Raw genomic sequence first — 23,612 nt, 5'->3', positions numbered from 1 at the left:
CGGGGGCCGGGGTCAAAATACTGTCACCAGTATAGCACTGTGTCCCCCTTTTGACAAACCCGTTTTGGTTGGGTATTCCACCTCTTTTCCCCTTTTTCACAGGGGGCGGCAAAAGAGGGCGCCCCCGGTGGGGACGCCCTCTCGTCGCTTCTTCTCTTTTGCTTACAGCCCGCGCTTTACGTAGGTGGTGTGCAGGATGTGGTGGGCTTTCTCGCTGCCCGGCTCACCCAGGTAGGTCTCGTAGACCTCCTTGATGATCGGGTTGTCGTGGGATTTGCGGATGGCTTTGGCCTCGTCCTCGTCGTAGAGGGCCTTGGCGCGCAGGGCCTTCAGGTCTACATTGTTGCGGACCGAGGCGTGCTGTACCGGCTGACCGCCGCCGTTGACACAGCCGCCGGGGCAGCCCATGATCTCGATGAAGTGGTACTGCTTCTCGCCCGACTGCACCTTTTTCAGCAGCTCGTCGGCGTTCTTGGTGCCCGAGGCGACCGCCACGTTGATGTCCATCCCGGCCACGTGGTAGGTGGCCTCTTTGATGCCCTGGGTGCCGCGGACCTCTTTAAAGGCCACGTCGGCCAGCTCCTCGCCGGTCAGGGTCTCCACCGCGGTGCGCAGGGCCGCCTCCATCACGCCGCCGGTGGCGCCAAAGATGACGCCGGCGCCGGTGGACTCGCCCAGGGGGTTGTCAAACGCCTCGTCGGGCAGCAGGGTGAAGTTGAGGCCGGCGCGCTCGATCATCCGGGCCAGCTCGCGGGTGGTGAGGGCCACGTCCACGTCGGGGACCCCCGCCGCGGCCTGGTTGTCCCGGCCCACCTCAAACTTTTTGGCGGTGCAGGGCATGATGCTCACCACAAAGATGTTCTTCGGGTCCAGCCCCTCCTTCTCGGCGTACCAGGTCTTGGTGATGGCGCCGAACATCTGCTGGGGGGATTTGCAGGAGGACAGGTTCTCGATCATCTCGGGGTAGTAGTGCTCGCAGAACTTGATCCAGCCGGGGGAGCAGGAGGTGATCAGGGGCAGCTTTCCGCCGTTTTTCACCCGGTCGAGGAACTCGTGGGCCTCTTCCATGATGGTCAGGTCGGCGGAGAAGTCGGTGTCAAAGACCCGGTCAAAGCCCAGGCGGCGCAGGGCGGCCACCATCTTGCCCTCCACGTTGGTGCCGATGGGCATCCCAAAGGCCTCGCCCAGGGTGGCGCGGATGGAGGGGGCGGTGTTGACGATGACGGTCTTTTCGGGGTCGGCCAGGGCCTGCCAGACCAGGTCGGTCTGGTCCTTCTCGGCGATGGCGCCGGTGGGGCAGGCCACGATGCACTGCCCGCAGGAGATGCAGGAGGTGTCGCCCAGGTTCAGGTCAAAGGCACAGCCGATGTGGCTGTCGAAGCCGCGGTCGTTGGGGCCGATGACCCCGACTTTCTGCATCTGGCAGGCGGCCACGCAGCGGCGGCAGAGGATGCACTTGGAGTTGTCGCGGTACATGTGGGCGGCCGAGTCGTCGATGTCGTACTCGACATTCTCGCCGTCGTAGTAGCTCTCGTCCTCCACGCCCAGGTCCTTGGCCAGCTTCTGCAGTTCGCAGTTGCCGCTGCGCACGCAGGACAGGCAGGCGCGCTTGTGGGTCGAGAGGATCAGCTGCAGGGTCTTTTTGCGGGAATCCAGCACCTTGGGGGTGTTGGTGTAGACCTCCATCCCCTCGTTGACCGGGGCGCAGCAGGAGGCGACCAGGGTGCGGGCCCCCTTGACTTCCACCACGCAGATGCGGCAGGCGCCGATCTCGTTGATCTCTTTGAGGTAGCACAGGGTCGGCACCTGGATGCCGGCGAGACGGCAGGCTTCCAAAACGGTGGCGTCTTTCGGCACCGACAGGGGCATGCCGTTGATTTTAATGTTCACGTTTTCCACTGTTTGCACACTCCTTCACTACTGAATCGAAATGGCGCCGAATTTGCACTTCTCGATGCAAGCGCCGCACTTCAAGCACTTCTGCGGGTCGATGACGTGGGGCTGCTTGACCGAGCCGGTGATGGCGTCGGCCGGGCAGTTGCGGGCGCAGAGGGTGCAGCCTTTGCACTTCTCGGGGTCGATGGTGTAGGTGAGGAGGGCTTTGCAGACGCCGGCGGGGCACTTTTTGTCCACGATGTGGGCCACGTACTCATCCCGGAAGTAGCGCAGGGTGGAGAGCACCGGGTTGGGGGCGGTCTGCCCCAGGCCGCAGAGGGCGTTGTCCTTTATGTAGTAGCAGAGCTCCTCGATCTTGTCCAGGTCCTCCATGGTGGCCTGGCCCTTGGTGATCTTGGTCAGCATTTCCAGCAGCCGCTTGGTGCCCACCCGGCAGGGGGTGCACTTGCCGCAGGACTCGTCCACCGTAAACTCCAGGAAGAACTTGGCGATGTCCACCATACAGGTGTCCTCGTCCATGACGATCAACCCGCCGGAGCCCATCATCGAGCCGATCTCGATCAGGTTGTCGTAGTCGATGGCCACGTCGAAGTGCTGGGCGGGGATGCAGCCGCCGGAGGGGCCGCCGGTCTGGGCGGCCTTGAACTTCTTGCCGCCGGGGATGCCGCCGCCGATCTCCTCGACGATGGTGCGCAGGGTGGTGCCCATGGGGACTTCCACCAGGCCGGTGTTGTTGATCTTGCCGCCCAGGGCGAAGACCTTGGTGCCCTTGGAGCGCTCGGTCCCCATGGAGGCGAACCAGTCGGCCCCGTTGAGGATGATCTGGGCCACGTTGGCGTAGGTCTCAACGTTGTTGAGGAGGGTGGGCTTGTCGAAGATGCCCTTTTGCGCCGGGAAGGGGGGACGGGGGCGGGGCTCGCCGCGCTTGCCCTCGACCGAGCGCATCAGCGCGGTCTCCTCGCCGCAGACAAAGGCGCCGGCGCCCAGGCGGATCTCCAGGTCAAAGCAGAAGTCGGTGCCGAAGATGTTCTCGCCCAGCAGGCCGTACTCGCGGGCCTGGTCGATGGCGATCTGTAGCCGCTTGACGGCGATGGGGTACTCGGCCCGCACATAGATGAAGCCGTGGTCGGCCCCGGTGGCGTAGGCGGCGATGGCCATGGCCTCCAGCAGGGCATGGGGGTCGCCCTCCAGCACCGAGCGGTCCATGAACGCGCCCGGGTCGCCCTCGTCGGCGTTGCAGGCCACGTATTTCTGGTCGGCGTGGTACATGGCGGCCAGCTCCCACTTTCTGCCGGTGGGGAAGCCGGCGCCGCCGCGGCCCCGCAGGCCGGAGCGCTTGATCTCCTCGATGACCTGCTCGGGGGTCATCTCGGTGAGGGCCTTGCCCAGCGCCTGGTAGCCGTCCATGGCGATGTACTCTTCGATGTTCTCGGGGTTGATGACGCCGCAGTTGCGCAGGGCCACCCGCTTTTGCTGTTTGTAGAAGTTGGTGTCGTTGAGGGAGATGACCCCGGTGTCGGTCACGGTCTCGTCGTAGAGCAGCCGCTGGACCGGGCGGCCCTTGAGCAGGTGCTCCTCCACGATCTCGGCCACGTCGGAGACCTGGACCCGGCTGTAAAAGGAGCCCTCGGGGTAGATGATGACGATGGGGCCCAGGGCGCACAGGCCGAAACAGCCGGTGCGGACGATCTTCACCTCGTCTTGCAAGTCGGCCTTGGCGACCTCCTGCTCAAATACTTTGCTGATCTCATCGCTGCCGGAGGAGGTGCACCCAGTACCCCCGCAGATTAGAACTTGGGAACGAAACATCCTTCTTTCCTCCTCACTTATTTCGCGTTGGCGCCGATGGTGTATTCCTTGACCACGTTGCCGCCCACGATGTGCTCTTCCACCACGCGGGCCGCCTTCTCAGCCGTCATCTTCACATAGGTGACCTTCTGCTCGCCGGGGACAAAGACCTCCACCACCGGCTCGTACTGGCAGATGCCGATGCAGCCGGTCTGGGAGACCATCACGTCCTGGGTGAGGCCGCGCTTGGCCACCTCGTCGGCAAAGGCGGTGAGCACCGGGCGGGCGCCCGCGGCAATGCCGCAGGTGGCCATCCCGACCACGATCCGCTTGCAGTTTTTATCCTCTTCGCGCAGACCGATGCTGCCCTTCATCTTCTCTTTGATGGCCTGCAGTTCCGCTAAACTTTTCATTCGTAAGCACCTCCGCTTATCTCTTCCGTATTCTCACGGATATAGTCCCGTATAAACGCCTGTACGTCCGGTGTCGAGAGGGGGACCCCCTCCAACACGGCCCGAAACTCCCGGCTGTCGGCCGTAAAGGAGCGGCCGTCCACCGTGTGGGTGTAGACAAAGTCGGTCCCCTCGGACACCATCACCAAGCTGCAGTAGGTGGCGGCCATGTCGCCCAGGGGCATGCGGTCCACATTGTCCCACTGAAAGGTGGCCTCCACCGCCGTCCCCTCGCCGGGGGCGGAACGGATGGAGAACTGTCCCCCCGCCATCTCGCTGGCCATCTTGAAAAAGGGGACGCCCAGCCCCACCTTGCGAGTGGTGCGGGTGGTGTAAAAGGGGTCGACGACCCGCGCAAGCGTCGCCTCGTCCATTCCGCAGCCGTTGTCGATGACGGCAATGCGCATCCCGTTTTTCGCCCGGTCGATCTCGATTTCAATGCGCACCAGGGTTGCCCCGGCCTTGATGGAGTTCTGGGCGATGTCGAGGATGTTGAGGGAGAGCTCCTGCACCTTACCGGTTCTGGTAGTCGGCGAGGATGCCGTCGATGTCGTCGGGCACCAGGCGGCCGTACACCTCGTCGTTGACGGTCATGACCGGGGCCAGACCGCAGGCGCCCACGCAGCGGCAGGCCTCCAGCGAGAAGCGGCCGTCGGGGGTGCACTCGCCAGAGGAGATGCCCAGGGTGCGGCTGAGTCTGTCGAACACATCGCCCGAGCCCTTGACGTAGCAAGCGGTGCCCAGGCAGACAGAGATCTTGTATTTGCCTTTGGGGTTGAGCGAGAACTGTGCGTAAAAGGAGACAACGCCGTAGACTTCTTCCAGCGGCACACCCATCTTCTCGGCGATGATCTTCTGCACTTCAATGGGCAGGTATCCGTAGATATCCTGTGCCTGCTGGAGAACCGAGATCAGCGCGCCCTGGGTGTCCTTGTGGGCGGCGATGACTTCCAGCAGCTTTTGCTCCTGTTCTTTGGTGCCGTTAAACGGCACCGGCGAAATTTTGTTGGCCATCAATCGTACCTCCTATGAATGATCCCCAAAAGAATTGGTAAATGCGCCGTCTGGCGCAGACCATTAGCTCTAAAAATTATAGCAAACTCCCGGTTTCAAATCCACCAAAACCGGCAAATCCTGGCAATTTTCTGAATTTTTGACGGAACCATCAATTTTTAAAATGGAATTTGGTTGTTTTGCTGATAAGAATCCGTTTCCAAATTGGCGCGCAATGGCTTATCATAGAAGGTACCAAGCGGGCGGTGCGCCCCCTCCTCCGCGGGAGGGGGATCGGGCCTCCGCCCTTTTACAGGGAGGGAACAGCCTTGACCATTGCCGAGATTCAAACCATATTGAACGCCGATTTTATCTGCGGGGAGGAGTGGCGCGACCACGAGGTGCAGACCGCCTGCGGCAGCGACATGATGAGCGATGTGCTGGCCTTTGTCAAAAACCAGTCGGTCCTCCTCACCGGGCTCGTCAACCCCCAGGTGATCCGCACCGCCGAGATGATGGACATGGTCTGCGTCGTCTTTGTGCGGGGGAAGGTGCCCGACAGCGCCATGATCGCCCTGGCCCAGCAGCGGGAGATCGCCCTGCTCTCCACCCCGGAGCGGATGTTCACCGCCTGCGGCAAACTGTACGCTGCGGGACTGGGAGGCGGTGTGAAAGCCTGATCGGCTTTCCCCCCGGCTCCTTGAAACCGAGTCCTGGCGGGGCAGTCGCCCCACCTGCCGCTCCCGCGGCACCGGCCCCGATTTCCGGCTGGGAGGGAACGGCTGGAACTGGGAGGCGGTATGAAAGCCTGATCGGCTTTCCCCCCGGCTCCTGGCGGGGCAGCCGCCCCACCTGCCGCTACCGCGGCACCGGCCCCGATTTCCGGCTGGAAATATCACTCCAGCTCCGGGGGTGGCGGGAGGGCCTATCTGCCCTTCCATCGGCCCCCACACAGCCTTCTCCCCCCAGTGAGGAGAGGCGGCCCTTCTTTCACAGTTTTTATCCAGCCGGCAGGTCCTCCTGCCGGCCAGCGGCGCATCTGCCGCACGCCCGCCAGCGGCGGCTATTATGACGACAAGAGAGGTACACGGACATGGCAGCACTGCTGACCCTTCACTACGACGTGCCAGGGGACGACTTCACCCGGGCGGGAGAGGCCTCTTCCGACGTGAAGAAAAAACTCAAGGCCCTGGGGGTGGACCCCGAGGCCATTCGCAAGGTGGCCATCGCCATGTACGAGGGCGAGATCAATATGGTCATCCACGCCCACGGGGGGACGGTCACCGTCACGGTGGAGCCCGACCACATCCAGATGATCCTGGCCGACACCGGCCCCGGCATCCCCAACGTGGAGCTGGCCATGACCGAGGGGTACTCCACCGCCCCGGACGAGGTGCGCAACCTGGGTTTCGGCGCCGGCATGGGGCTGCCCAACATGAAAAAGTACACCGACGATATCCACATCGACACCGAGTTGGGGGTGGGCACCACCGTCTACATGACGGTGCGGATCTGACCTCTGCCCGCGACCCTGTTTGCCGATTCAGCACATCAGGAGAGGAGGCGCCTTCATGGCCGAAGCATTTTACCATTCGGTCTCCCTGGACCCGGAGAAGTGTCGCGGGTGCATCAACTGCATCAAGCGCTGTCCCACCGAGGCCATCCGGGTGCACAAGGGAAAGGCCCACATCATCAAGGAGCAGTGTATCGACTGCGGCGAGTGCATCCGCATCTGCCCGCACCACGCCAAACAGGCCACCTATGACTCGCTCTCCGCGCTGCAAAGCGCCCCTTACAAGTACAAGATCGCCCTGCCGCCCCCGGCCCTCTTCGCCCAGTTCAACAACTTGAGCGACATGGACATTGTGGCCGGCGCCCTGCTACGCCTGGGCTTTGACGGGGTGTTCGAGGTCTCCCGCGCCGCCGAGCTCGTCAGCGACGCCACCCGGCGGATCATGAAATACGGCGACATCAAAAAGCCGGTCATCTCCTCGGCCTGCCCGGCGGTGACGCGGCTCATCCGGGTGCGCTTTCCCCAGCTCGTCAGCCACGTGCTCCCCCTCAACGCCCCGGTGGAGGTGGCCGCGCGGATGGCCAAGCGGGAGGCGTCGGAAAAGACCGGCATCCCCGAGGAGGAGATCTGCACCGCCTTTATCTCCCCCTGCCCGGCCAAGGTCACCGCCTCCAAGTCCCCCATCGGGGTGGAGCGCAGCGCGGTGGACTACGTGCTGGCCGTCAAGGACCTCTATCCGGCCCTGCTGGAGCAGATGACCGAGGAGGGCAATCCCCCCGTCATCTCCACCGGCCGCATCGGGGTGGGCTGGGGCAGCAGCGGGGGGGAGGCCTCGGCCCTCCTCTCGGACAGCTACCTGGCCGCTGACGGCATCGAAAACGTCATCCGGGTGCTGGAGGACATGGAGGACGAAAAATTCGACCGCCTGGACTTTGTCGAGCTCAACGCCTGTTCCGGCGGCTGCGTGGGCGGGGTCCTCACGGTGGAAAACCCCTATGTGGCCAAGACCAAGCTGGCCCGGCTGCGCAAATACCTGCCGGTGGCCTGCAACCGGCTCACCACCCCCATCCCCGACAGCTTCCGCTGGGAGAAGGAGCTCACCTACGAGCCGGTGATGCGGCTGGACCCCGACTTTTCGGTGGCCCTGGAGAAGATGGAGAAGATCGAGGCCTTTGCCGCCTCCCTCCCGGGGCTTGACTGCGGCTCCTGCGGGGCCCCCTCCTGCCGGGCCTTTGCCGAGGACGTGGTACGGGGCTTCGCCCAGGAGGGCGACTGCATCTTCCGGATGCGGGAGGAACTGGAGGAGTTCGAGAGCGGCGAGATGAAGAGCTTCGTCCCCCTCCCCTTTAGAAAGGAGGACCACTCGTGAAACTGACCACCCAAGAACTGCTGTCCTGCCCCTCTTTCTCCCCGGTTTGCGGGGGGGAGGAGCGGTCGGTGGAGGGCATTTACTGCTGCGACCTGTTGAGTTTGGTGATGGGGCGGGCCAAGGCCGGCGACTGCTGGGTCACCGTTATGGGCAACGTCAACGCGGTGGCGGTGGCCACCCTGGCCGACGCCGCCTGCATCCTCCTGGCCGAGGGGATGGCCTTCGACCCCGCCGCGGTGGAGCGGGCCCGCCAACAGGGGATCACCCTGTTGCGGACCGAACTGCCCGTCTACGAGGCGGCCCGGCTGGTGGAGCAGCTGGGCGGCGGTCTCTGATGGGCCGCTTCTCCGCCCCCGCCTACAAGTACGACCTGCACCTGCACAGCTGTCTCTCCCCCTGCGGGGACAACGAGATGACCCCCGCCACCCTGGTGGGGATGGCCAAGGCCCTGGGGCTCGACTTCATCGCCCTCACCGACCACAACAGTTCCCTCAACTGCCCGGCCGCCCTGGAGGCCGGGCGGTTTTACCAGATACCGGTGCTGCCGGGGATGGAGCTCTGCACCGCGGAAGAGGTGCACGTGGTCTGTCTCTTTCCCACCCTCGAGGCCGCCCTCGCCTTTGGGGAGGAGGTCTATGCCGCCCTGCCCCCCATCCAAAACGACCCCGCCATCTTCGGCGACCAGCTGGTGATGGACACCGAGGACCAGATCGTCGGCCGGGTGGACAAACTGCTCATCAACGCCTGTTCCATCCCCCTCTCCCAGGTGCCCCAGCGGGTGGCGGCAGGGGGCGGGGTCTGTTGGCCCGCCCACCTGGACAAGGGCGCCAACAGCCTGGTGAGCAATCTGGGGATCATGAGCGGGGAGATGGGCTTTTCCATCGGCGAGTTCGCCCGCATCGAGCGGGCGGGGCAGATGATCGCCGACGGGCTGGTGCCCGCCGACATCAAGGCCATCACCAATTCCGACGCCCACTACCTCAAGGACATCAAGGATCCCTCGCAGGGGGAATACCTGCCCGGCGAGATCCGCGCCCTGCTGGAAACCGCCGTCGGCTAATCGGTCACAAACAGATGTTTATAGCCCGCCTTTTGTGACGTTTGGCGGGATAAGAGGCGAGAAGAAACCGCATGGCAAAGCCGTTTTTCTGCGCTCATAAAAAAAGAGGTCGAATTTTCCCCGAAAGAAATTGCCCCGCTGGGTCTTTTCTTTCGGGATTTTTTCTCTATAATGAAGATAGAGTGTACGTTTTCTTTCCGGCCTGCTTTTTGTGCCCGTACAACAAAAAAAGCCAGCTTGCGCACAGCAAGTTGGCCAGTATTTTACAGCAAAACAGCACCTTATCAGCGAACGAAAATGTACACATTGTCGGCACATCCAGGTGCTTTTGAACGGGCATCGGCCCGCATTGAACGACATTTTTCACTCTCATTTTATATCGGTTTAAAGATTGCTGGTCAGTCGTCGCGCCCAGCAGCGGGGTGATGTTGCCCCGCCGGTTGCCGCCGCGATCTGCTGACGGCCGTTCCCGCCGGGCGGGGACACAGACTGCGGCAAGGAGGGCAATGGAATTGGAAATGGCAAAGACCAGACGGAGGGAACCGGCGGCGCGCTTGATCGTCACCATGCTGGGGCAGTTCTCCATCCGCTATGGGGAAACCGTTCTCAAGCTGGAGCGAAACAACAGCACCCGCGCCATGCAGGCGCTGCAGATGCTTCTGTACAGCGGGGGGCAGGGGCTCTCCCGCGCCGTGCTGATGGACCGGCTCTACGGCCGGGACGAACGGGTGACCGACCCGGCCAACAACCTCAAAGTCACCATCAGCAACCTGCGCAAACGGCTCGTCCAGGCAGGACTGCCGGGGACCACCATCCAATTTTCCGGCGGCAACTACCGCTGGCAGAGCGCCCTGCCCACCGAGGTGGACGTGGACTGTTTCTACCGGCAGGCCGACGCGGCCCTGGCCGAGACCGGCCCGGGGCGGGAGGAGGCGCTGCAGCGCGCCTGCGCCCTTTACACCGGCGACTTTCTGCCCCACCTGCAGGGGGAAGAGTGGGCCGTGGCGGTGGCGGTCCACTGCCGGGAGCTCTACGGCCGCTGCGTGCGCGCCCTCACCGACCTGCTGCGCGCCCGCGGGGCGGACACCGAGGTGCTGACGGTGGCCACCCGCGCCTCTGCCCTCTGCCCACAGGAGGAGTGGGACGCCCTGCGCATCGAGAGCCTGCTGGCGCTGGAGCGCTACCAGGAGGCCAAGGCCGTCTACGAGGAGACCACCACCCGGCTGGAGGAGACCTTCGGCGTCAAGCCGTCGGGACAGCTCATCGACGCGCTGCGCAAGTTGGAGCAGGTGGCCCCCGAGCGGGCGGTCTCGATGGAGCAGTTGCAGACGGTCCTCGCCGAGGACACCGTCTTACACGGGGCCTACTACTGCCCCTTCCCCAGTTTTATCGACACCTACCGGGCCGTCGGGCGGATGCTCGAGCGCAGCGGCCAGTCGGCCTATCTGATGCTCTGCTGGCTCACCGACCGGCAGGGCCAGCCCCTGGGAGACAGGGAGCGCCTTGTCAAGGCCACCCCCCAGGTGAGCGCCGCCATCCAGACCGCCCTGCGCCGGGGCGACGCCTACACCCAGCCCTGTGCCGGCCGCTTTCTCATCCTGCTGATGGGGCTCACCCGCGAAAACTGCACCCTGGTCAGCGATCGCATCGACGCCCGCTTTCGCGCCACCCCCGACCGGGCCAGAGGGGTGGTCCTCCACTACAAGTCCACCCCGGTGGGCAGCCCCGGCTGCACCCAGATGATGGGCGCCGACCCCGGCTGGAAATAGCGCCCCCTCTTTACCTGTTCTCCCTCGCGCCCCCGCGCCCTGTGCGCGGGGGCGCTTTCTGTCGTTTTGACACCCGGTGAAACAATTGGAAAAGTTTCCCCTTTTCCGCTCCCCGTTTTAACCGTTTTTTTACCCGCTGCTGATATGGTAAAGCCATACAGAGAGAAAGGGGGGAGGGGTATGCCCGCACCAGATGTCAGCCACGCCAGGAACGCCATTTGCATCTGCGTGGACGCCGTGAGCACCGGCTCTTTTCGCGGCCGGCTCTATCACCGGTACGCGCCCGCCCCCGTCTTATTTGACGGCGCGGAGCACCTGCTCCTCGCCGCCGAAACACTTTTTGACAACTGGAACTACCCGCAGCCGGGGCTGCTCGCCCGCAGCTTCTCCCCCCGGCCGGCACAAAGGGGGAACACATGTATGGACAGACAGCCGATCGAGGACTTGTCCGGTCACACCGGTGGCTGCGCCACCTTCACCGTCCAGGTCGCCTACCGGCAAAACGCCACCTGGCAGGGCACCGTCACCTGGCTGGAAGAGGGAAAACTGAGCCACTTCCGCAGCGCGCTGGAACTGATCAAGCTGATGGACAGCGCCCTGGAAGAGACCTCTCCCCCCGGCGACAAGCCCTCCGCCGCCTTCTCGTGAAGCCGGCGCCCCAAAAGCCCCATCTACACCATCCCTTTAGGAGGCAGCAATGATGAAACGAAAACTGTTCGGCCGTTTACTCAGCGCGGCGCTCGCCACCGCCATGCTGGCGAACCTGGCGCCCACCGCCGCCCTGGCCGCCCCCGGCGACGGCCCTTCCCTGGGCACCATCCAAACTGTGGACAGCGCCTCGCGGGGGATCCACCTCAACTTGTTCGACTACAACGGCTCCAAGGCCAACGAATACGACAACTACATCTCCTTTGTCGGCTCCGGCGCCGAGCACAGGGACAGTAGCCGCACCTGGAACGGCTGGAAGAGCGGCCGCGGGGTGGTGCAGGGAGCGGTGCAGTCCACCATGCAGACCCAGAGCAACGCCTACCCCCGCCTGAGCAACGGCACCAGCTTGAGCTACCTGTTTAACCCCAAAGCCGTCGGTGACGGCAACGGGATGGTCTCGGCCCGCACCGGGCTCAACCACCTGTTTTACCAGGACGGCGAGGGCTATTACATCTACGATGCGGCCAAAAACTTCGCCACCATCGTGGACAACAACGACAAGAACTTCAAAGTCTACAGCACCCCCTACAAGCCGGGAGACACCTCCCCCTCCACCCCCAAGTTCCTGCCCCTCAACGACCTGAAAAACAGCCAGACGTTGAACGGCGGCGCCAACTACCACTTCGGCCTCTCCATGGACTTCAACTTCATGCAGCCGAAAAACGGCAAGATCGGCAACCGGGACATGGTCTTCGAGTTCACCGGCGATGACGACGTCTGGATCTACATCGACGGGGTTTTGGTGCTGGACATGGGCGGCATCCACGACGCCATGAGCGGCTCCATCAACTTCGCCACCGGGCAGGTCACCATCGACCACGTCTACACCCAAAAGGGCGGAAATCAGGTGGTCACCAAGAGCCTCTACGAAATCATGAGAGCGGCCAAGGGCCAAGACTACGTAAACAAGAACTTCGTCAAGAAAAACGGCAACTGGATCTTTCAGAACTACAGCTCCCACTCCTTCCGCTACTACTACATGGAGCGGGGTGCCGGCGGTTCCAACTGTCGCATCAAGTTCAACCTCCAGTCCATCCCCGACGAGACCATCCTGGTGCGCAAACAGATCACCGAGACCAACATGGCCGACTTTGCCGACGCCGACTTCCAGTTTAAAGTCGAGCTGAAAGACGGCGGCCGCTACACCCCCTACACCGGCCGCTACACCGTCTACACCGATGTGAACGGCAGCGCCCAGAAGGTGCGGGAGGGGACCACCAGCGACGGCACCTTCACCCTCAAACACGGACAGTATGCCGCCCTGGCCGACAACATCAAGGCAAATACCGTCTACCGCGCCAGCGAGATCGGCGCCTATTCCGACAAGTACGAGGTCATCGTCAACAGCACCACCGCCAAGGCGGAGGGGCCCGACGGCTCCACCCAGGTCTACCAGTCGGAGGACCTGGTGGTGGAGGAACGGCCCGCCGTCACCTTTGAAAACCGCTGCCTGGTGCAAAACCTCTACAACCTCTCGGTGGAAAAGGTGATGCAGGGCGCGTCCTCCGACGAGAGCTTTGACATGCAGGTGCAGATCGGCGGCAAGGCCTACGCGGGCGAGTACTACCTGATGAGCCGCGAGGACAGCAGTCTCGACCTAGACAGCGGGGTGAAAAAGAGCACGTCCAACGGCGTCATCCCCCTGAAGGCCGATGAGAAAGCGGTCATCCCCGGGGTCATCTGGGGCAGCAGCTTCCAGGTGGTGGAGGTCTCCCCCGGAGACAACTACCTGGCCCCCCAGTACCAGGTCAAAAACGCCACCTCCATCGACACCGACGGCAAGGGCGCCGGCAAGATCCCCGAAGGGGTGGTGCAGGCCGAGCGGATCAGCGCCGTCACCGTCACCAACCAGTTGAAAAAGGCCGACCTCACCATCCGCAAGGTGATCGAAGGGCCCTTGAGCGACCAGGAGCTGGCCGCCCTCAAAAAGTCCCTCACCTTTACCGTCACCGACGGCGACGGCGAGACCGCCTTCACCGTCAAGGGCGACAACCCCAGCGGCCACTGGGACGGCAACACCTTCACCTATACCCAGCAGTTGCTGCCCGGACAGTACACCCTCTCCGAGACGGGGGAGGAGGTGGAGGGATACGACGTGAGCGTCGACTCCTCGAAGGCCACCGTCACCCTGCGCCCCGGCAGACCCGCCACCCTCACCCTGGTCAACAGCTACCGCCAAAATCACGGCACCCTGCGCATCTACAAGCAGCTCGACCAGGTAAATCTGGAAAAGGGCGACCCCGTCTTTAGCTTCAAACTCACCGGCGAGGACGGCGTGACCCACTACTACCACATCGACATGAGAAACGCCGCCGGGAATGGCCGCCAGCTGGTGGCCGAGATCGCGGTCCCCATCGGCAGCTACCGGGTGGAGGAGCTGGAAAACCTCAACTACACCCTGGCCGGCATCACCGCCGACCGCCCCGGCCACTTTGCCCAAAACGGCGCCGCCGCCACCCTCTGCGTCGGCTTTGACGACGGCGACTGCCGGCAGTACAACGCCTCTGCCCTCGACCGAGAGGTGACCTTCCAAAACCGGTACAGCGGCGGAGACATCCCCACCGACAGCAGCGCCACCCGCAACGTCTTCAAGGTGGAGGACGGGAAGCTGGTCTTTATCGTCCCCAAGCAGGACGACCTGATCCCCTCCCCCGACGACCGAGACGAGAACTAGTGCAGAAAGGAGAAACCCATGAAGGCGTTTTGGAAAAACCGCAAAAAATTGCTGCTCTCCCTTCTGACGGCGGCGCTGGTCTTTGGCATCGGCTCGACCCTGGCCTATGAGGTGTCGGGCACCGGCGCGGTCACCAACCGCTTCTCTCCCGCCGACATGAGCACCGACATCGAGGAGGACGACTCCCTGGGCAACAAGACGGTGTCCATTGTCAACACCGGCAAGTCCCCTGCCTATGTGCGGGCCCGGATCATGGTCTCCGGCGTGGCCGAGAGCGATCTTCTGTTTGTCCCCAAGGGCAGTTCGATGAAAGACGAGAGCAAGGTCTACATTGAAGTCAACCGCACCGACTGGAGCAGGGCGAGCGGCGACACCTCGAAATCGGGCTTTTTCTACTACTGCGCCCCCCTCCCTGCCGGAAGCGCCACCCCGCCGCTGATGTACAGCGTAAAGATCGGCAAAGACCTCTACGGGGGCGAGGGACAGCCCAAGACTTTAAGCGATTTTCTGGAGCAGACCGGCTTTTCGGTCACCATCTACCAGGAGAGCGTCCTCGCAGAGCCCGGCGGCCTGACCTCTCTCCCCGCCATCGCAGCCCTGTTCTAGGGCGCGGGGGAGAAGACCGATGGCAAAAAAAATCTGCAACACCCTCTCCGCCCTGCTGCTGGCCGCCCTGACGGCGGTGGCCCTGGCCATCCTGATCCCCATGCTGCTTGGCTACCGGGAGATGGCCGTCCTCAGCGGCAGCATGGAGCCGGCCATTCCGGTGGGCAGCATCGTCTGCGTCAAGCCCACCGAGGCGTCCCAACTGCAAGTCGGCGACGTCTGCACCTATCTGCTGCCCGACGGCAGCACCTATGTCACCCACCGGGTCCTCAGCGTGGACGGCGAGGCCCGCACCCTGGTGACCCAGGGGGACGCCAACGACGCCCCTGACGGGGAGATCGCCTTTTCCCAGGTGTTCGGCCGGGTCGCCTTCCACCTCCCCCTGCTGGGCTACATCACCACCGGCATTCGGACCCCCACCGGCATCTTTGCCGCCTGCGGTCTGGCCATCCTCATCATCCTTCTCAACTTCATCCCCGCCATCGTCGCCGCGGGGGAGAAGGAGAAGGCCGGCGGCTCCCAATCGGGCGACGCCTGACACCCTTCGGTTTTTGGGGCCTGCAGAGCCCCTTACATAAACACATTTGACCGCCAACTTGAAAAGGAGCATTGAAATGAAAAAGAAAAACATCCTCGTCATGGCCCTCTCTCTGGCCCTGGTCGCCGTGGTCGCCATCGGCGCCACCCTGGCCTACTTCGTCAGCACCACCGAAAAGGTGGAAAACGCCTTCTCCGCCAGCGACGGACTCGCCATCGACCTCAACGAGCACAACTACATTCAAAACACCAACCAGCTGGGCACCGACGAGGTCAAGGCCAACACCTACAAGGACATCTACCCCAACAAGGCCGTCCCCAAAGACCCGTTTGTCTCGGTCGACGCTGTCCCCACCACCGGCGCTGACATCTTTGTGATCATCAGCGGGGTGGACGACAACCTGATGAGCCTGAACATCGACACCGCCAACTGGACCAAGATCACCGCTGAAGAGGGCACCAACGGCGTCTACAAGTACAACGCGTCCGTCAAAGCCACCGGCGATCTGACCCCTGTCTTCAGCAAGGTCACCTTTGCCAACTACAGCGAAAAGCCCGCCAGCATCCCCTCCATCTCCCTCTACGCCTACGGCATCCAGTCCGAGGGGATGAGCGGCAGCGACACCACCGCCGCCCTGGCCCTGACCGCCCTCAACGCCAAGGCCGGCACCAACTTCACCCTGGCCTAACGCCAGGCCAACCACACCAAAACAGCAAAGGGGTTTGAATGATGAAACGGAAAAACGCACTGATCGCCGCCGCCAGCCTGCTGCTAGTCGCCGTTATCGCCGTGGGGGGGACCCTGGCTTACTTCACCGACACCACCGCCCAGCGCGACAACGTCTTCACCACCGGCAAGGTGGACATCGACATCGTCGACGTCTCCCCGACCGGCACGGTGGACGGCAAAGAGATGGTCACCGCGGTGAACGACAACGAGGGCAAGGGCCTGGGCTATGTCGACATCATGCCCGGCGACCTGATCAGCAAGACGGTGGGCGCCACCGTGGAAGAGGGCTCGCAGCCCTGCTACCTGGCCATTCGGGTGACCGCCCAGGCCGAGGTCCCCAACAGCCAAGACGCCAACATCAACAGCGCGTCGGTGAGCAGCCAGCTGCTGGACCTGGTCGCCGCTGAAATCGACACCGACAAGTGGATCGTCAGCCGGGACGGCGACGCCCTCCTCTGCTACTACAAAGAGGCCGTCAGCTACACCGCCCCCGCCGCCGGTGAGACCGTCAATCCCGCCAACCAGGTGACCCTGTTCGAGCACTTCGCCATCCCCGGTGAGGAGTGGGACAACAACTACGCCCAGGCCGGCTTCTCCCTGAGCGTCTCGGCCGCCGCCGTGCAGCAAAAGAACCTGGAGGCCCCCAGCCTCGACCCCGCTGCCAACACCACGGCGACCCAGCTCCAGGCTCTGTTTAACTAGTTTCACCCTTTGCCCCAGACGGGCAGGGCAAGTCGATCGGGAAAGGAGGGGGCGCCGTGAAGGCAAAACTTCTCAGCGCTGCAGCAGCGGCGCTGATGATCGGCCTCTCCCTCCTCACCCTTCCCCTGGTCCTGCCCCGGCTGCTGGGCTTTCAGGTCTACTCGGTCCTCACCCCCAGCATGGTGCCGGCCCTTCCGGTGGGCAGCGCCATCTACGCCAAGTCCTGTAACCCAGAGGAGCTGGCGGAGGGGGCGATCATCACCTTTTCCCTGGGCAGCGCCACCGAGTTGGTGGAGGTGCACCGGGTGGTGCAAAACGACACCCAGAAAAGGGAGATCATCACCAAGGGCGACGCCAACGCACAGCCCGATGTGACCCCGGTCTCCTACGGCCGGGTGACCGGTGAAGTCCTGTTTTCCATTCCGCTTTTAGGCGCCGTCTCCACGGCTTTACACTCCGTCGGCGGCATCGCGGTCTGCATCGCGATCTTTGCCCTGGCATGTTTGCTGTGGGCGTTTGCAGACAAGATCAAGAAGAGGGAGCGTTTCAAGTGAAAAAGAGATTTTTGCTGATGGGTGCGGCGCTGGTCCTGGTTGCGGCAACCGCCGTCGGCGGCTCTCTGGCCGCCGGCCAGATCGAAGGCGACCGGGCTGTGGGCGCCCCCTTGGCCGCCACTACCCTGCAGATCGGCTGGGCCGACGGCCAGACCCGATCACCGGCCGCCGAATACCGGCTGACCCAGCCGGTGATGCCCGGCGACACCGTCGCCCTGGCGGACGCCACCGGCAAAGCCGGGGTGTACAGCGTACAAAACACCGGCTCCGTGGCCGCCTACGTGCGGGTCACGGTGACCAAGTACTGGGCAGATGAAGAGAACAACGGCAAGCGCACCGACTTGGACGGCTCGGCCATCCAGGTGAGCGCACCGGCCGGCAGCGGCTGGCTGGAGTCGGATCCTCCCTTCTCCAGCGGGGAGACCCAGACCTTCTACTTCTGCCGCCCCATCTCCCCCCAGGAGGCGAGCGAGGCCCTTCTCCAGTCCCTCGCGGTGGACGCCGCACTGGGCAATGAGTACACCGACAAGACCATCCGCTTAGAGGCGGTGGCCGAGGGCGTTCAGTTCGCCGGCGCCGCACACGGCGATGTCAACCAGAAGGGCATCCTCACCAGTTGGGGCGTTCTGGCCCAGCTGGACGAGGACGGCAACATCACAGCCATTGAGCAGTAACGGCAGAAAGACAGGTGACAAGAGATGAAAAAACGAATGGGCGCAGTGAGCCTTATCCTCTCCCTGCTTCTGGCCGCGGCTGCGCCGGCGACCGGCTTTGCCGCCGAGAGCGGCGAAGTCGCCTACACCGGTGACGCACTGGTCTGCACCGGTCAGATGAGCGGTTTCTCCTCCATCCTTCCGGGGGTGGAGGCGAGCGACACCCTTCTGCTCGAAAACAAGAGCGGGACCACCGCCAACTTCTACATGAAGACCGACGTTCTCAACACCCTTGAAAAGGCCGGCGCCGCCGGGGCGGGGTACACCGTCCGCCTCACCTGCAAGAGCGGCGAGACCACCAGCGTCCTCTACGGTTACGACCCCGCCACCGGCGAGACCACCGGCGCGCTGGTGGGCGGCCGCGACAGCCAGGAGTTAAAAGAGCTCAACAGCCAGCTGGAGGGCTACCGCCTGGTGGCCACCCTGGAGGCGGGGGAACAGGCCGAAGTGACCCTCTCCCTCCTCCCCGACGCGGCTTCTCTGGGCAACCCCTACCAGGCCAGTGAAGGGCTGATCCAGTTCACCTTCCAGGCCGCCGAGGTGACCCCCCAGACCGAGACGGTGGTCAACCGGGTGCCGGGCGAAACCATCTTCACCGGCGACTACGCCCCCATCTTCCTGCTGGCGGCGGCCGCCTTCATCGCCTTGCCGCTGCTGATCATCCTGAAAAAGAAACACAGAGAAGAGGAGTGAACGAGATGCGCAACCTGACCAAGCGGCTCTGCACCCTGGCGCTGGCCTTTCTGCTGTCGCTGATGGCGCTGCCCGTTCACGCCGCCGGCAACAAGGGCTATGTGGTGACCTTCCGCCCCGGCGAGTACGGGCGGTTCTCCCAGAGCTACCTGCAAAAAATCGAGGACACCGGCTATTCCTACCAGCTCAGCAAGGCCACCGGCAGCCTCTCCATCCTGGTGCCGGTCGGGGCCGCCCTGCCCGACGCCCCCAACCCCGGCGAGATCCAGCTGACCGAGCCCCGCTACGAGGTGCTCGACGCCGCCCCCGGCTACCAGAACGGGCAGCCGGCCACCGGCGACATCACCACCGTGGCCAGCTATGGGCTGACCAAACAGGGCGACACCTACGGCTACACCGTCCGCTTTGTCGACCGGGAGACCGGCGCCGAGGTGGCCCCCGCCCTGCAGGGGGTGGCCAGCAACGCGGCCACCGTCACCTTCAGCGCCCCCACCGTGGCCGAGTTCACCGCCCTGGCGGCCAGCCAGACCCTGACCATTGGCGCCGACAGCAGTGCCAACGTCCTCACCTTCTACTACGACCCGGTGGTGCACACCAACACCGTCACCGAAGAGGTGCCCCAGTACCAGCAGGTGCCGGGCACCACCCCGGGGACAACGCCGGGCACCACCCCCGCCGCCCCCGAAGGGGAGGAGATCCCCGACGAGGAGACCCCCCTGGCCCCCGGACCCGGCGATGAGACCCAGGAGGAAACCATCCTCGACCCCGAGGTCCCCGAGGCCCAGAGCCCCGGCGGCAGCCAGCTCTCCCCCGTGGCGATCGCGGGGATCGGCGTGGGCGCCGTCGCCCTGACCACCCTGGCCGTCGTCTTGGTGCTCAAGCGCCGCGGGCGCAAAGACACCGCACAGTAACAGGCCCCCTTTGCAAAAAAGAGAGCGCCCGAACACCGGCAATGCCGTGTTCGGGCGCTCTTTTCGTCTGTCTCTGCCCGGCTTTTAGGCGGGGTATCTGCCCAGGTCGAAATCCCTGTCCAGCCGGTAGAGGGCGGCGCTCACCAGGCGACCCACCTGCTCCAGATCGCCCAGGTCAACCGTCTCCATGGGAGAGTGGCTGTAGCGGTCGGGCGCCCCTAGGTCGATGCAGGGGATGCCCTCACCCTCCAACTGCAGGTAGGCGGTGTCCGAGAGGGCGCCCCGGGCCGCGTGCCGCTGCAGGGGGATGCCGGTCTCCTCGCCCGCCTCCCGCAGCAGTTTCAGCAGGCCGCGGTGGGCGATGTTCCCGTTGAGGGTCCCCTTGCCGTGGAAGTTGAAGAGGGTGACCCCCGGGCCGCCGCCCATGACCACGTTGCTCACCGCCCCGCGCTGGTCGGGGGTATCGGCCGCCCCTGGCCCCAGCAGGGAAAAGGCCAGGTCGGTCTTGACGGTGCGGGCCGCCATCATCGCCCCCCGGGCCGAAAACTCCTCCCAGACGGTGCCCACCAGGTGGACGGTGGCGCGGGCCGGGCGCTCGGCCAGGGCCGAGGCGATCTGCACCAGGTTGGTCAGTCCGGCCGCCGCGTCGATGTAGGAGCCGGCGATCCGGTCGCCCACCAGCTCGATGTAGCGGGGGGCGTAGATGGCGGGGCAACCCACCTGAATGCCCATCGCCAGCACCTCCTGCCGGCTCTTGGCGCCGATGTCGATGAAGAGGTTGCCGATGGGATCGACCTTGCTCTTTTGCTCGGGGCTCTGGATGTGGTAGGCCCGGCAGCCGATGATGCCGTGGTGAAAGCCCCCGTCCTCGTCCCCCACCTCGACGGCGATGCCGGGGAGCACCTTTTCCGGCACCCCGCCCATCCGGTCGAAGAAGAGAAAGCCCCCCTCGTCGATGCGGGTGAGGATAAAGCCGATGGTGTCCAGGTGGGAGAGGACCATGGCGCTGGGCGCTTGGGGATCGGTGCCGGGGAAGGTGGCGATGGCGTTGCCCAGCCGGTCGATCTGCACCGAGTCGGTGTATTTTTTCATCTCCTCGCAGAAGCGGCGGGCCATCGGCCCCTCGAAGCCGGAGAGGCGGGGGGTCTCCATAAACTCCCGCAGGATCGGTCTCATCTCTTGTTTGTCAAGCATGTGCGCACCCCTTTCAAGTCTCACGTGGCCGGTTCTGCTCCCATTATACTAAACTGACGCCAGTTTGCAATTGCCCTGTTTCCTTTTTTCAACATTCACAATTTCAGGGCCAAAATCTCGACAGATCGGCCGCTTGCTCTCTTTTTCCCCGAGACTGTGAAAGTTGCTGTCTTTTGTTCTTGCAATTTCGTCGATTTGATAGGCGGCAAAAGGGTTTCGCCCGCTTTTTTACAGGAGTATAATAAATGACAAATCAACCAAACGCCCTGCGGGGCCTGTCTGTGAGGAGGAGTTTCATGTCCTGGGTCAAAGAGCTGTTTTCCACCGAAAAGCCGATCATCGCCATGTGCCATGTCCGCGCCCTGCCGGGCGACCCCTATTTCGACGAGGAAAAGGGGATGGACTGGGTCGTCGAGCGCGCCCGGGAGGATTTCCTGGCCCTGCAGGAGGGCGGCGTTGACGCGGTCATGTTCTCCAACGAGTTCTCTCTGCCCTATCTGACCACCGTCAAGCCCGCCACCACCGCCGCCATGGCCCGGGTCATCGGCGAGCTGAAAAAGGACATCCACATCCCCTTTGGGGTCAACATGCTGTGGGACCCCTTCGCCTCCCTCGACCTGGCCGCCGCCACCGGTGCCTGCTTTGTGCGGGAGGTCATGTCCGGCGTCTACGCCGGCGACCTGGGGCTGTGGAACACCAACACCGGCGAAATCGTCCGCCACCACCGCAACCTGGGATTGAAGGGGAAGGTCAAACTCCTCTTCAACATCTTCCCCGAGGCCGCTGCCTACCTGGGGGACCGGGACATCGTCGACATCGCCCGCTCCACCAACTTCAACGACAAGCCCGACGCCATATTGGTCTCCGGTCTCACCGCGGGCGAGTCCACCGACACCCAAGTGCTCAAAAAGGTGAAGGACGCCCTGCCCGACACCCCGGTCTTCTGCAACACCGGCTGCAAAAAAGAGACCATCGAGACCCAGCTCTCCATCGCCGACGGCGCGGTGGTGGGGACCACCTTCAAAAAGGACGGGAAGTTTGACAACTTCACCGACTACGACCGGGTGGTCGACTTTATGAATACAGTCAAGGCATTCCGGAAATAGAGCTCGCTTCCTGCGCGCAAGTGGCCGGCGGCGAACTTGCAGTTCGCCGCCGGCCCTTTTGGTCTCTGCCCGCACATCGCTGCGGGCTTGCGAAAGGGGGACTTTGATGAAACAGTACGTCATGGGTATCGACGGGGGCACCGGGGGGATGCGGGTGGGCATCTACGACCTGCAGGGAAACCCCGCCTGCTTTGCCAGTACGCCCTATCCCACCGCCCACCTCCACCCCGGCTGGGCCGACCAGGCCCCCGCCGACTGGTGGCGGGCGCTGGTGCAGTCGGTGGGGGAGGCGCTGCAGAAAAGCGGCATCTCCCCCCGGCAGATCGCCGCGCTGGGGGTGGACACCACCAACTGCAGCGTCCTCCTCTGCCAGCGCGACGGCACCCCGGTGCGCGACTGCCTGATCTGGATGGATGTGCGCAGCGCCCCCCAGGCCGAGCGCATCCGCGCGCTGACGGGGGAGAACCTCTCCCCCGAGTGGATGCCCTCCAAGCTGCTCTGGCTCAAGGAGAACGAGCCCGAACACTACGAGGGGGCTCAGGTCTTCTGCGAGTACCAGGACTGGATGACCTACCGCCTCACCGGCCTGTGGAGCATCAATGTCAACTGCAGCTGCAACTGGGGGTACGACGCTCGGCTGGGGGACTTTCACCGGGATTTCTACCGGGCCATCGGCCTGGCCGACGCCCTGGACAAATTCCCCGACGAACGCGTCTTTCGGGTGGGGCAGCCCATCGGCGGGCTCACCGAGGGGGCGGCGGCCCAGTTGGGTCTCTGCCCCGGCACCCTGGTCTGCCAGGGGGGGATCGACGCCTCCATCGGCATTCTGGGGATGGGCGCCTGCCGCCCCGGCCAGGTGGCGCTGATCACCGGCTCCTCCAACCTGGCCATGGTCCTCACCCCCGACCCGCCCCCCTTCGGCGAGGCCACCGTCAACGCCGGGCCGGACAACCTCATCGAGGGCTACTACACCGCCTACCGGGGCCAGGTCAGCTCCGGCTCCATCCTCAAGTGGTTCATCGGCGAGTTCTGCAAGGACTTGAGCGCCCGCTGCGAGGAGAGCGGCGAGTCGGTCTACGCCCTGCTGGACCGGGAGGCAGAGGGCCTGCCCATCGGCAGCGGCGGCCTCATCGCCCTGGATTACTGGCAGGGCAACCAGCACCCCTACCTGGATGGGAACGTGCGGGGGATGGTCTACGGCTTCTCCCTCCACCACACCCGGGTCCACCTCTACCGCGCCCTGCTAGAGGGGATTGCCTACGGCACCGAAAACCTCCTCTGCCAGCTGCGGGAAAACGGCTTTGCGATAGAGCGGCTGCACATCAGCGGCGGCACCGCCCAGAGCGACCTCTTCTTGCAGATCCACGCCGACATCAGCAACGTGGAGATCCTCGTCCCCCGGGACAAACAGGCCTCCTGCCTGGGTTCGGCCATCTGCGCGGCAGTGGGGCTGGGGGCATATCCCGACCTGCCCACCGCCTCGGAGGCCATGGTGGCAATGGAGAAGCGGATCCTCCCCGACCCCGCGCGCCACGCCCGCTACCAGGCGTTTTTCGAGCAGTACCGCAAGCTCTACCCCCAGTTAAAGGACTGGATGCACGACACCACCGCCCTGGCGGCAGATGGCCAGTAAACCCCACAGAA

Annotated in this window: 25 protein-coding genes; 18 read left to right on the top strand and 7 right to left on the bottom strand. The window is 64.1% G+C overall.

Annotation, left to right across the window (positions count from 1 at the left end; translation table 11 throughout):
* Window positions 1–162: 162 nt before the first annotated feature.
* Genes BN3266_RS00945 through BN3266_RS00925 form a run of 5 tightly spaced genes read right to left on the bottom strand, consistent with a single transcriptional unit; the run spans window position 163 to window position 5,150 of the window.
* On the bottom strand, window positions 163–1,899 hold the full coding sequence (locus tag BN3266_RS00945; protein WP_021659020.1) for an NADH-dependent [FeFe] hydrogenase, group A6: 1,737 nt from the start codon (window positions 1,897–1,899) through the stop codon (window positions 163–165).
* An 18-nt stretch (window positions 1,900–1,917) separates the two neighbouring features.
* The gene (gene nuoF / locus BN3266_RS00940) at window positions 1,918–3,705 is read right to left on the bottom strand and encodes an NADH-quinone oxidoreductase subunit NuoF (protein WP_059003068.1); all 1,788 of its coding nucleotides are present in this window, start codon (window positions 3,703–3,705) and stop codon (window positions 1,918–1,920) included.
* Between the two features lie 17 nt (window positions 3,706–3,722).
* Window positions 3,723–4,097: a (2Fe-2S) ferredoxin domain-containing protein gene (locus BN3266_RS00935; protein WP_021659022.1), complete on the bottom strand. Its 375-nt coding sequence runs from the start codon at window positions 4,095–4,097 to the stop codon at window positions 3,723–3,725.
* Entirely contained in the window at window positions 4,094–4,648 is a 555-nt protein-coding gene (locus BN3266_RS00930) for an ATP-binding protein (protein ID WP_059003066.1), read from the bottom strand. The genes BN3266_RS00935 and BN3266_RS00930 overlap by 4 nt, the downstream gene beginning before the upstream one ends.
* 1 nt (window position 4,649) lies before the next feature.
* On the bottom strand, window positions 4,650–5,150 hold the full coding sequence (locus tag BN3266_RS00925) for an NADH-quinone oxidoreductase subunit NuoE family protein (protein ID WP_021659024.1): 501 nt from the start codon (window positions 5,148–5,150) through the stop codon (window positions 4,650–4,652).
* Window positions 5,151–5,458: 308 nt separating this feature from the next.
* Between BN3266_RS00925 and BN3266_RS00920 the strand changes: the two genes are divergently transcribed.
* The 5 genes from BN3266_RS00920 (at window position 5,459) to BN3266_RS00900 (ending at window position 9,071) form a co-directional block, all read left to right on the top strand.
* A complete protein-coding gene (locus tag BN3266_RS00920) occupies window positions 5,459–5,809 on the top strand; it encodes a DRTGG domain-containing protein (protein ID WP_044992276.1) in 351 nt (116 codons plus the stop codon).
* A gap of 413 nt (window positions 5,810–6,222) precedes the next feature.
* Entirely contained in the window at window positions 6,223–6,645 is a 423-nt protein-coding gene (locus tag BN3266_RS00915; RefSeq protein ID WP_021659027.1) for an ATP-binding protein, read from the top strand.
* A gap of 55 nt (window positions 6,646–6,700) precedes the next feature.
* Window positions 6,701–8,011: a [Fe-Fe] hydrogenase large subunit C-terminal domain-containing protein gene (locus tag BN3266_RS00910; RefSeq protein WP_075109633.1), complete on the top strand. Its 1,311-nt coding sequence runs from the start codon at window positions 6,701–6,703 to the stop codon at window positions 8,009–8,011.
* Window positions 8,008–8,346: a DRTGG domain-containing protein gene (locus BN3266_RS00905; protein ID WP_242861694.1), complete on the top strand. Its 339-nt coding sequence runs from the start codon at window positions 8,008–8,010 to the stop codon at window positions 8,344–8,346. Before BN3266_RS00910 ends, BN3266_RS00905 begins: the two co-directional genes overlap by 4 nt.
* Window positions 8,346–9,071, top strand: coding sequence for a PHP domain-containing protein (locus tag BN3266_RS00900; RefSeq protein WP_059003065.1), 726 nt, complete (start codon window positions 8,346–8,348; stop codon window positions 9,069–9,071). Before BN3266_RS00905 ends, BN3266_RS00900 begins: the two co-directional genes overlap by 1 nt.
* Before the next feature lie 166 nt (window positions 9,072–9,237).
* On the opposite strand, the gene BN3266_RS14015 is transcribed toward BN3266_RS00900, so the two are convergent.
* Entirely contained in the window at window positions 9,238–9,639 is a 402-nt protein-coding gene (locus BN3266_RS14015) for a hypothetical protein (RefSeq protein WP_195891584.1), read from the bottom strand.
* Between BN3266_RS14015 and BN3266_RS00895 the strand changes: the two genes are divergently transcribed.
* From BN3266_RS00895 to BN3266_RS00845, 11 genes are all read left to right on the top strand, one after another.
* Window positions 9,626–10,840: an AfsR/SARP family transcriptional regulator gene (locus BN3266_RS00895; RefSeq protein ID WP_193568900.1), complete on the top strand. Its 1,215-nt coding sequence runs from the start codon at window positions 9,626–9,628 to the stop codon at window positions 10,838–10,840. The genes BN3266_RS14015 and BN3266_RS00895 overlap by 14 nt on opposite strands.
* A 180-nt stretch (window positions 10,841–11,020) precedes the next feature.
* Window positions 11,021–11,488: a hypothetical protein gene (locus BN3266_RS14180; protein ID WP_242861693.1), complete on the top strand. Its 468-nt coding sequence runs from the start codon at window positions 11,021–11,023 to the stop codon at window positions 11,486–11,488.
* A 52-nt stretch (window positions 11,489–11,540) separates the two neighbouring features.
* The gene (locus BN3266_RS00885; protein ID WP_059003063.1) at window positions 11,541–14,222 is read left to right on the top strand and encodes a DUF7601 domain-containing protein; all 2,682 of its coding nucleotides are present in this window, start codon (window positions 11,541–11,543) and stop codon (window positions 14,220–14,222) included.
* An 18-nt stretch (window positions 14,223–14,240) separates the two neighbouring features.
* Window positions 14,241–14,828 (top strand): hypothetical protein, encoded by a 588-nt coding sequence (locus BN3266_RS00880; protein ID WP_059003060.1) that lies wholly within the window; start codon window positions 14,241–14,243, stop codon window positions 14,826–14,828.
* Between the two features lie 19 nt (window positions 14,829–14,847).
* On the top strand, window positions 14,848–15,366 hold the full coding sequence (locus BN3266_RS00875) for a signal peptidase I (protein ID WP_059003058.1): 519 nt from the start codon (window positions 14,848–14,850) through the stop codon (window positions 15,364–15,366).
* Between the two features lie 76 nt (window positions 15,367–15,442).
* Entirely contained in the window at window positions 15,443–16,054 is a 612-nt protein-coding gene (locus BN3266_RS00870) for a hypothetical protein (protein ID WP_059003055.1), read from the top strand.
* A gap of 41 nt (window positions 16,055–16,095) precedes the next feature.
* Window positions 16,096–16,797, top strand: a complete 702-nt coding sequence (locus BN3266_RS00865) for a SipW-dependent-type signal peptide-containing protein (RefSeq protein WP_059003053.1) — start codon at window positions 16,096–16,098, stop codon at window positions 16,795–16,797.
* 56 nt (window positions 16,798–16,853) lie between these two features.
* Entirely contained in the window at window positions 16,854–17,351 is a 498-nt protein-coding gene (locus tag BN3266_RS00860) for a signal peptidase I (RefSeq protein WP_207644001.1), read from the top strand.
* The gene (locus BN3266_RS00855; protein WP_059003049.1) at window positions 17,348–18,025 is read left to right on the top strand and encodes a hypothetical protein; all 678 of its coding nucleotides are present in this window, start codon (window positions 17,348–17,350) and stop codon (window positions 18,023–18,025) included. Before BN3266_RS00860 ends, BN3266_RS00855 begins: the two co-directional genes overlap by 4 nt.
* Window positions 18,026–18,049: 24 nt before the next feature.
* The gene (locus tag BN3266_RS00850; RefSeq protein ID WP_154668915.1) at window positions 18,050–18,757 is read left to right on the top strand and encodes a hypothetical protein; all 708 of its coding nucleotides are present in this window, start codon (window positions 18,050–18,052) and stop codon (window positions 18,755–18,757) included.
* Window positions 18,758–18,762: 5 nt separating this feature from the next.
* The gene (locus BN3266_RS00845) at window positions 18,763–19,668 is read left to right on the top strand and encodes a hypothetical protein (RefSeq protein ID WP_154668914.1); all 906 of its coding nucleotides are present in this window, start codon (window positions 18,763–18,765) and stop codon (window positions 19,666–19,668) included.
* Between the two features lie 84 nt (window positions 19,669–19,752).
* Here BN3266_RS00845 and BN3266_RS00840 read toward each other — a convergent pair whose 3' ends face one another.
* The gene (locus BN3266_RS00840) at window positions 19,753–20,862 is read right to left on the bottom strand and encodes a M42 family metallopeptidase (protein WP_059003043.1); all 1,110 of its coding nucleotides are present in this window, start codon (window positions 20,860–20,862) and stop codon (window positions 19,753–19,755) included.
* 245 nt (window positions 20,863–21,107) lie between these two features.
* Between BN3266_RS00840 and BN3266_RS00835 the strand changes: the two genes are divergently transcribed.
* Complete coding sequence (locus tag BN3266_RS00835; protein WP_353590291.1) at window positions 21,108–21,968, top strand: BtpA/SgcQ family protein; 861 nt, start codon at window positions 21,108–21,110, stop codon at window positions 21,966–21,968.
* 106 nt (window positions 21,969–22,074) lie between these two features.
* A complete protein-coding gene (locus tag BN3266_RS00830; protein ID WP_059003041.1) occupies window positions 22,075–23,601 on the top strand; it encodes an FGGY-family carbohydrate kinase in 1,527 nt (508 codons plus the stop codon).
* The last annotated feature ends 11 nt before the right edge of the window (window positions 23,602–23,612 follow it).

Origin of the sequence: Bittarella massiliensis (ex Durand et al. 2017), from assembly GCF_001486165.1 — a bacterium.
GTDB classification, from domain to species: Bacteria; Bacillota; Clostridia; order Oscillospirales; family Ruminococcaceae; genus Bittarella; species Bittarella massiliensis.
The sequence above is the reverse complement of the archived record's forward strand: the minus strand, read 5'-3'. Positions and strand labels throughout refer to the sequence as shown.

Excerpts from the sequence above, each read along its gene's own strand:
- BN3266_RS00850 (WP_154668915.1), top strand. The coding sequence starts at position 18,050 with ATGAAAAAACGAATGGGCGCAGTGAGCCTTATCCTCTCCCTGCTTCTG.
- BN3266_RS00835 (WP_353590291.1), top strand. The coding sequence starts at position 21,108 with ATGACAAATCAACCAAACGCCCTGCGGGGCCTGTCTGTGAGGAGGAGT.
- BN3266_RS14015 (WP_195891584.1), bottom strand. The coding sequence starts at position 9,639 with ATGGTGACGATCAAGCGCGCCGCCGGTTCCCTCCGTCTGGTCTTTGCC.
- BN3266_RS00880 (WP_059003060.1), top strand. The coding sequence starts at position 14,241 with ATGAAGGCGTTTTGGAAAAACCGCAAAAAATTGCTGCTCTCCCTTCTG.
- nuoF (WP_059003068.1), bottom strand. The coding sequence starts at position 3,705 with ATGTTTCGTTCCCAAGTTCTAATCTGCGGGGGTACTGGGTGCACCTCC.
- BN3266_RS00865 (WP_059003053.1), top strand. The coding sequence starts at position 16,096 with ATGAAACGGAAAAACGCACTGATCGCCGCCGCCAGCCTGCTGCTAGTC.
- BN3266_RS00935 (WP_021659022.1), bottom strand. The coding sequence starts at position 4,097 with ATGAAAAGTTTAGCGGAACTGCAGGCCATCAAAGAGAAGATGAAGGGC.
- BN3266_RS00925 (WP_021659024.1), bottom strand. The coding sequence starts at position 5,150 with ATGGCCAACAAAATTTCGCCGGTGCCGTTTAACGGCACCAAAGAACAG.
- BN3266_RS00845 (WP_154668914.1), top strand. The coding sequence starts at position 18,763 with ATGCGCAACCTGACCAAGCGGCTCTGCACCCTGGCGCTGGCCTTTCTG.
- BN3266_RS00840 (WP_059003043.1), bottom strand. The coding sequence starts at position 20,862 with ATGCTTGACAAACAAGAGATGAGACCGATCCTGCGGGAGTTTATGGAG.
- BN3266_RS00830 (WP_059003041.1), top strand. The coding sequence starts at position 22,075 with ATGAAACAGTACGTCATGGGTATCGACGGGGGCACCGGGGGGATGCGG.
- BN3266_RS00915 (WP_021659027.1), top strand. The coding sequence starts at position 6,223 with ATGGCAGCACTGCTGACCCTTCACTACGACGTGCCAGGGGACGACTTC.
- BN3266_RS00910 (WP_075109633.1), top strand. The coding sequence starts at position 6,701 with ATGGCCGAAGCATTTTACCATTCGGTCTCCCTGGACCCGGAGAAGTGT.
- BN3266_RS00875 (WP_059003058.1), top strand. The coding sequence starts at position 14,848 with ATGGCAAAAAAAATCTGCAACACCCTCTCCGCCCTGCTGCTGGCCGCC.
- BN3266_RS00885 (WP_059003063.1), top strand. The coding sequence starts at position 11,541 with ATGAAACGAAAACTGTTCGGCCGTTTACTCAGCGCGGCGCTCGCCACC.
- BN3266_RS00870 (WP_059003055.1), top strand. The coding sequence starts at position 15,443 with ATGAAAAAGAAAAACATCCTCGTCATGGCCCTCTCTCTGGCCCTGGTC.
- BN3266_RS00900 (WP_059003065.1), top strand. The coding sequence starts at position 8,346 with ATGGGCCGCTTCTCCGCCCCCGCCTACAAGTACGACCTGCACCTGCAC.
- BN3266_RS14180 (WP_242861693.1), top strand. The coding sequence starts at position 11,021 with ATGCCCGCACCAGATGTCAGCCACGCCAGGAACGCCATTTGCATCTGC.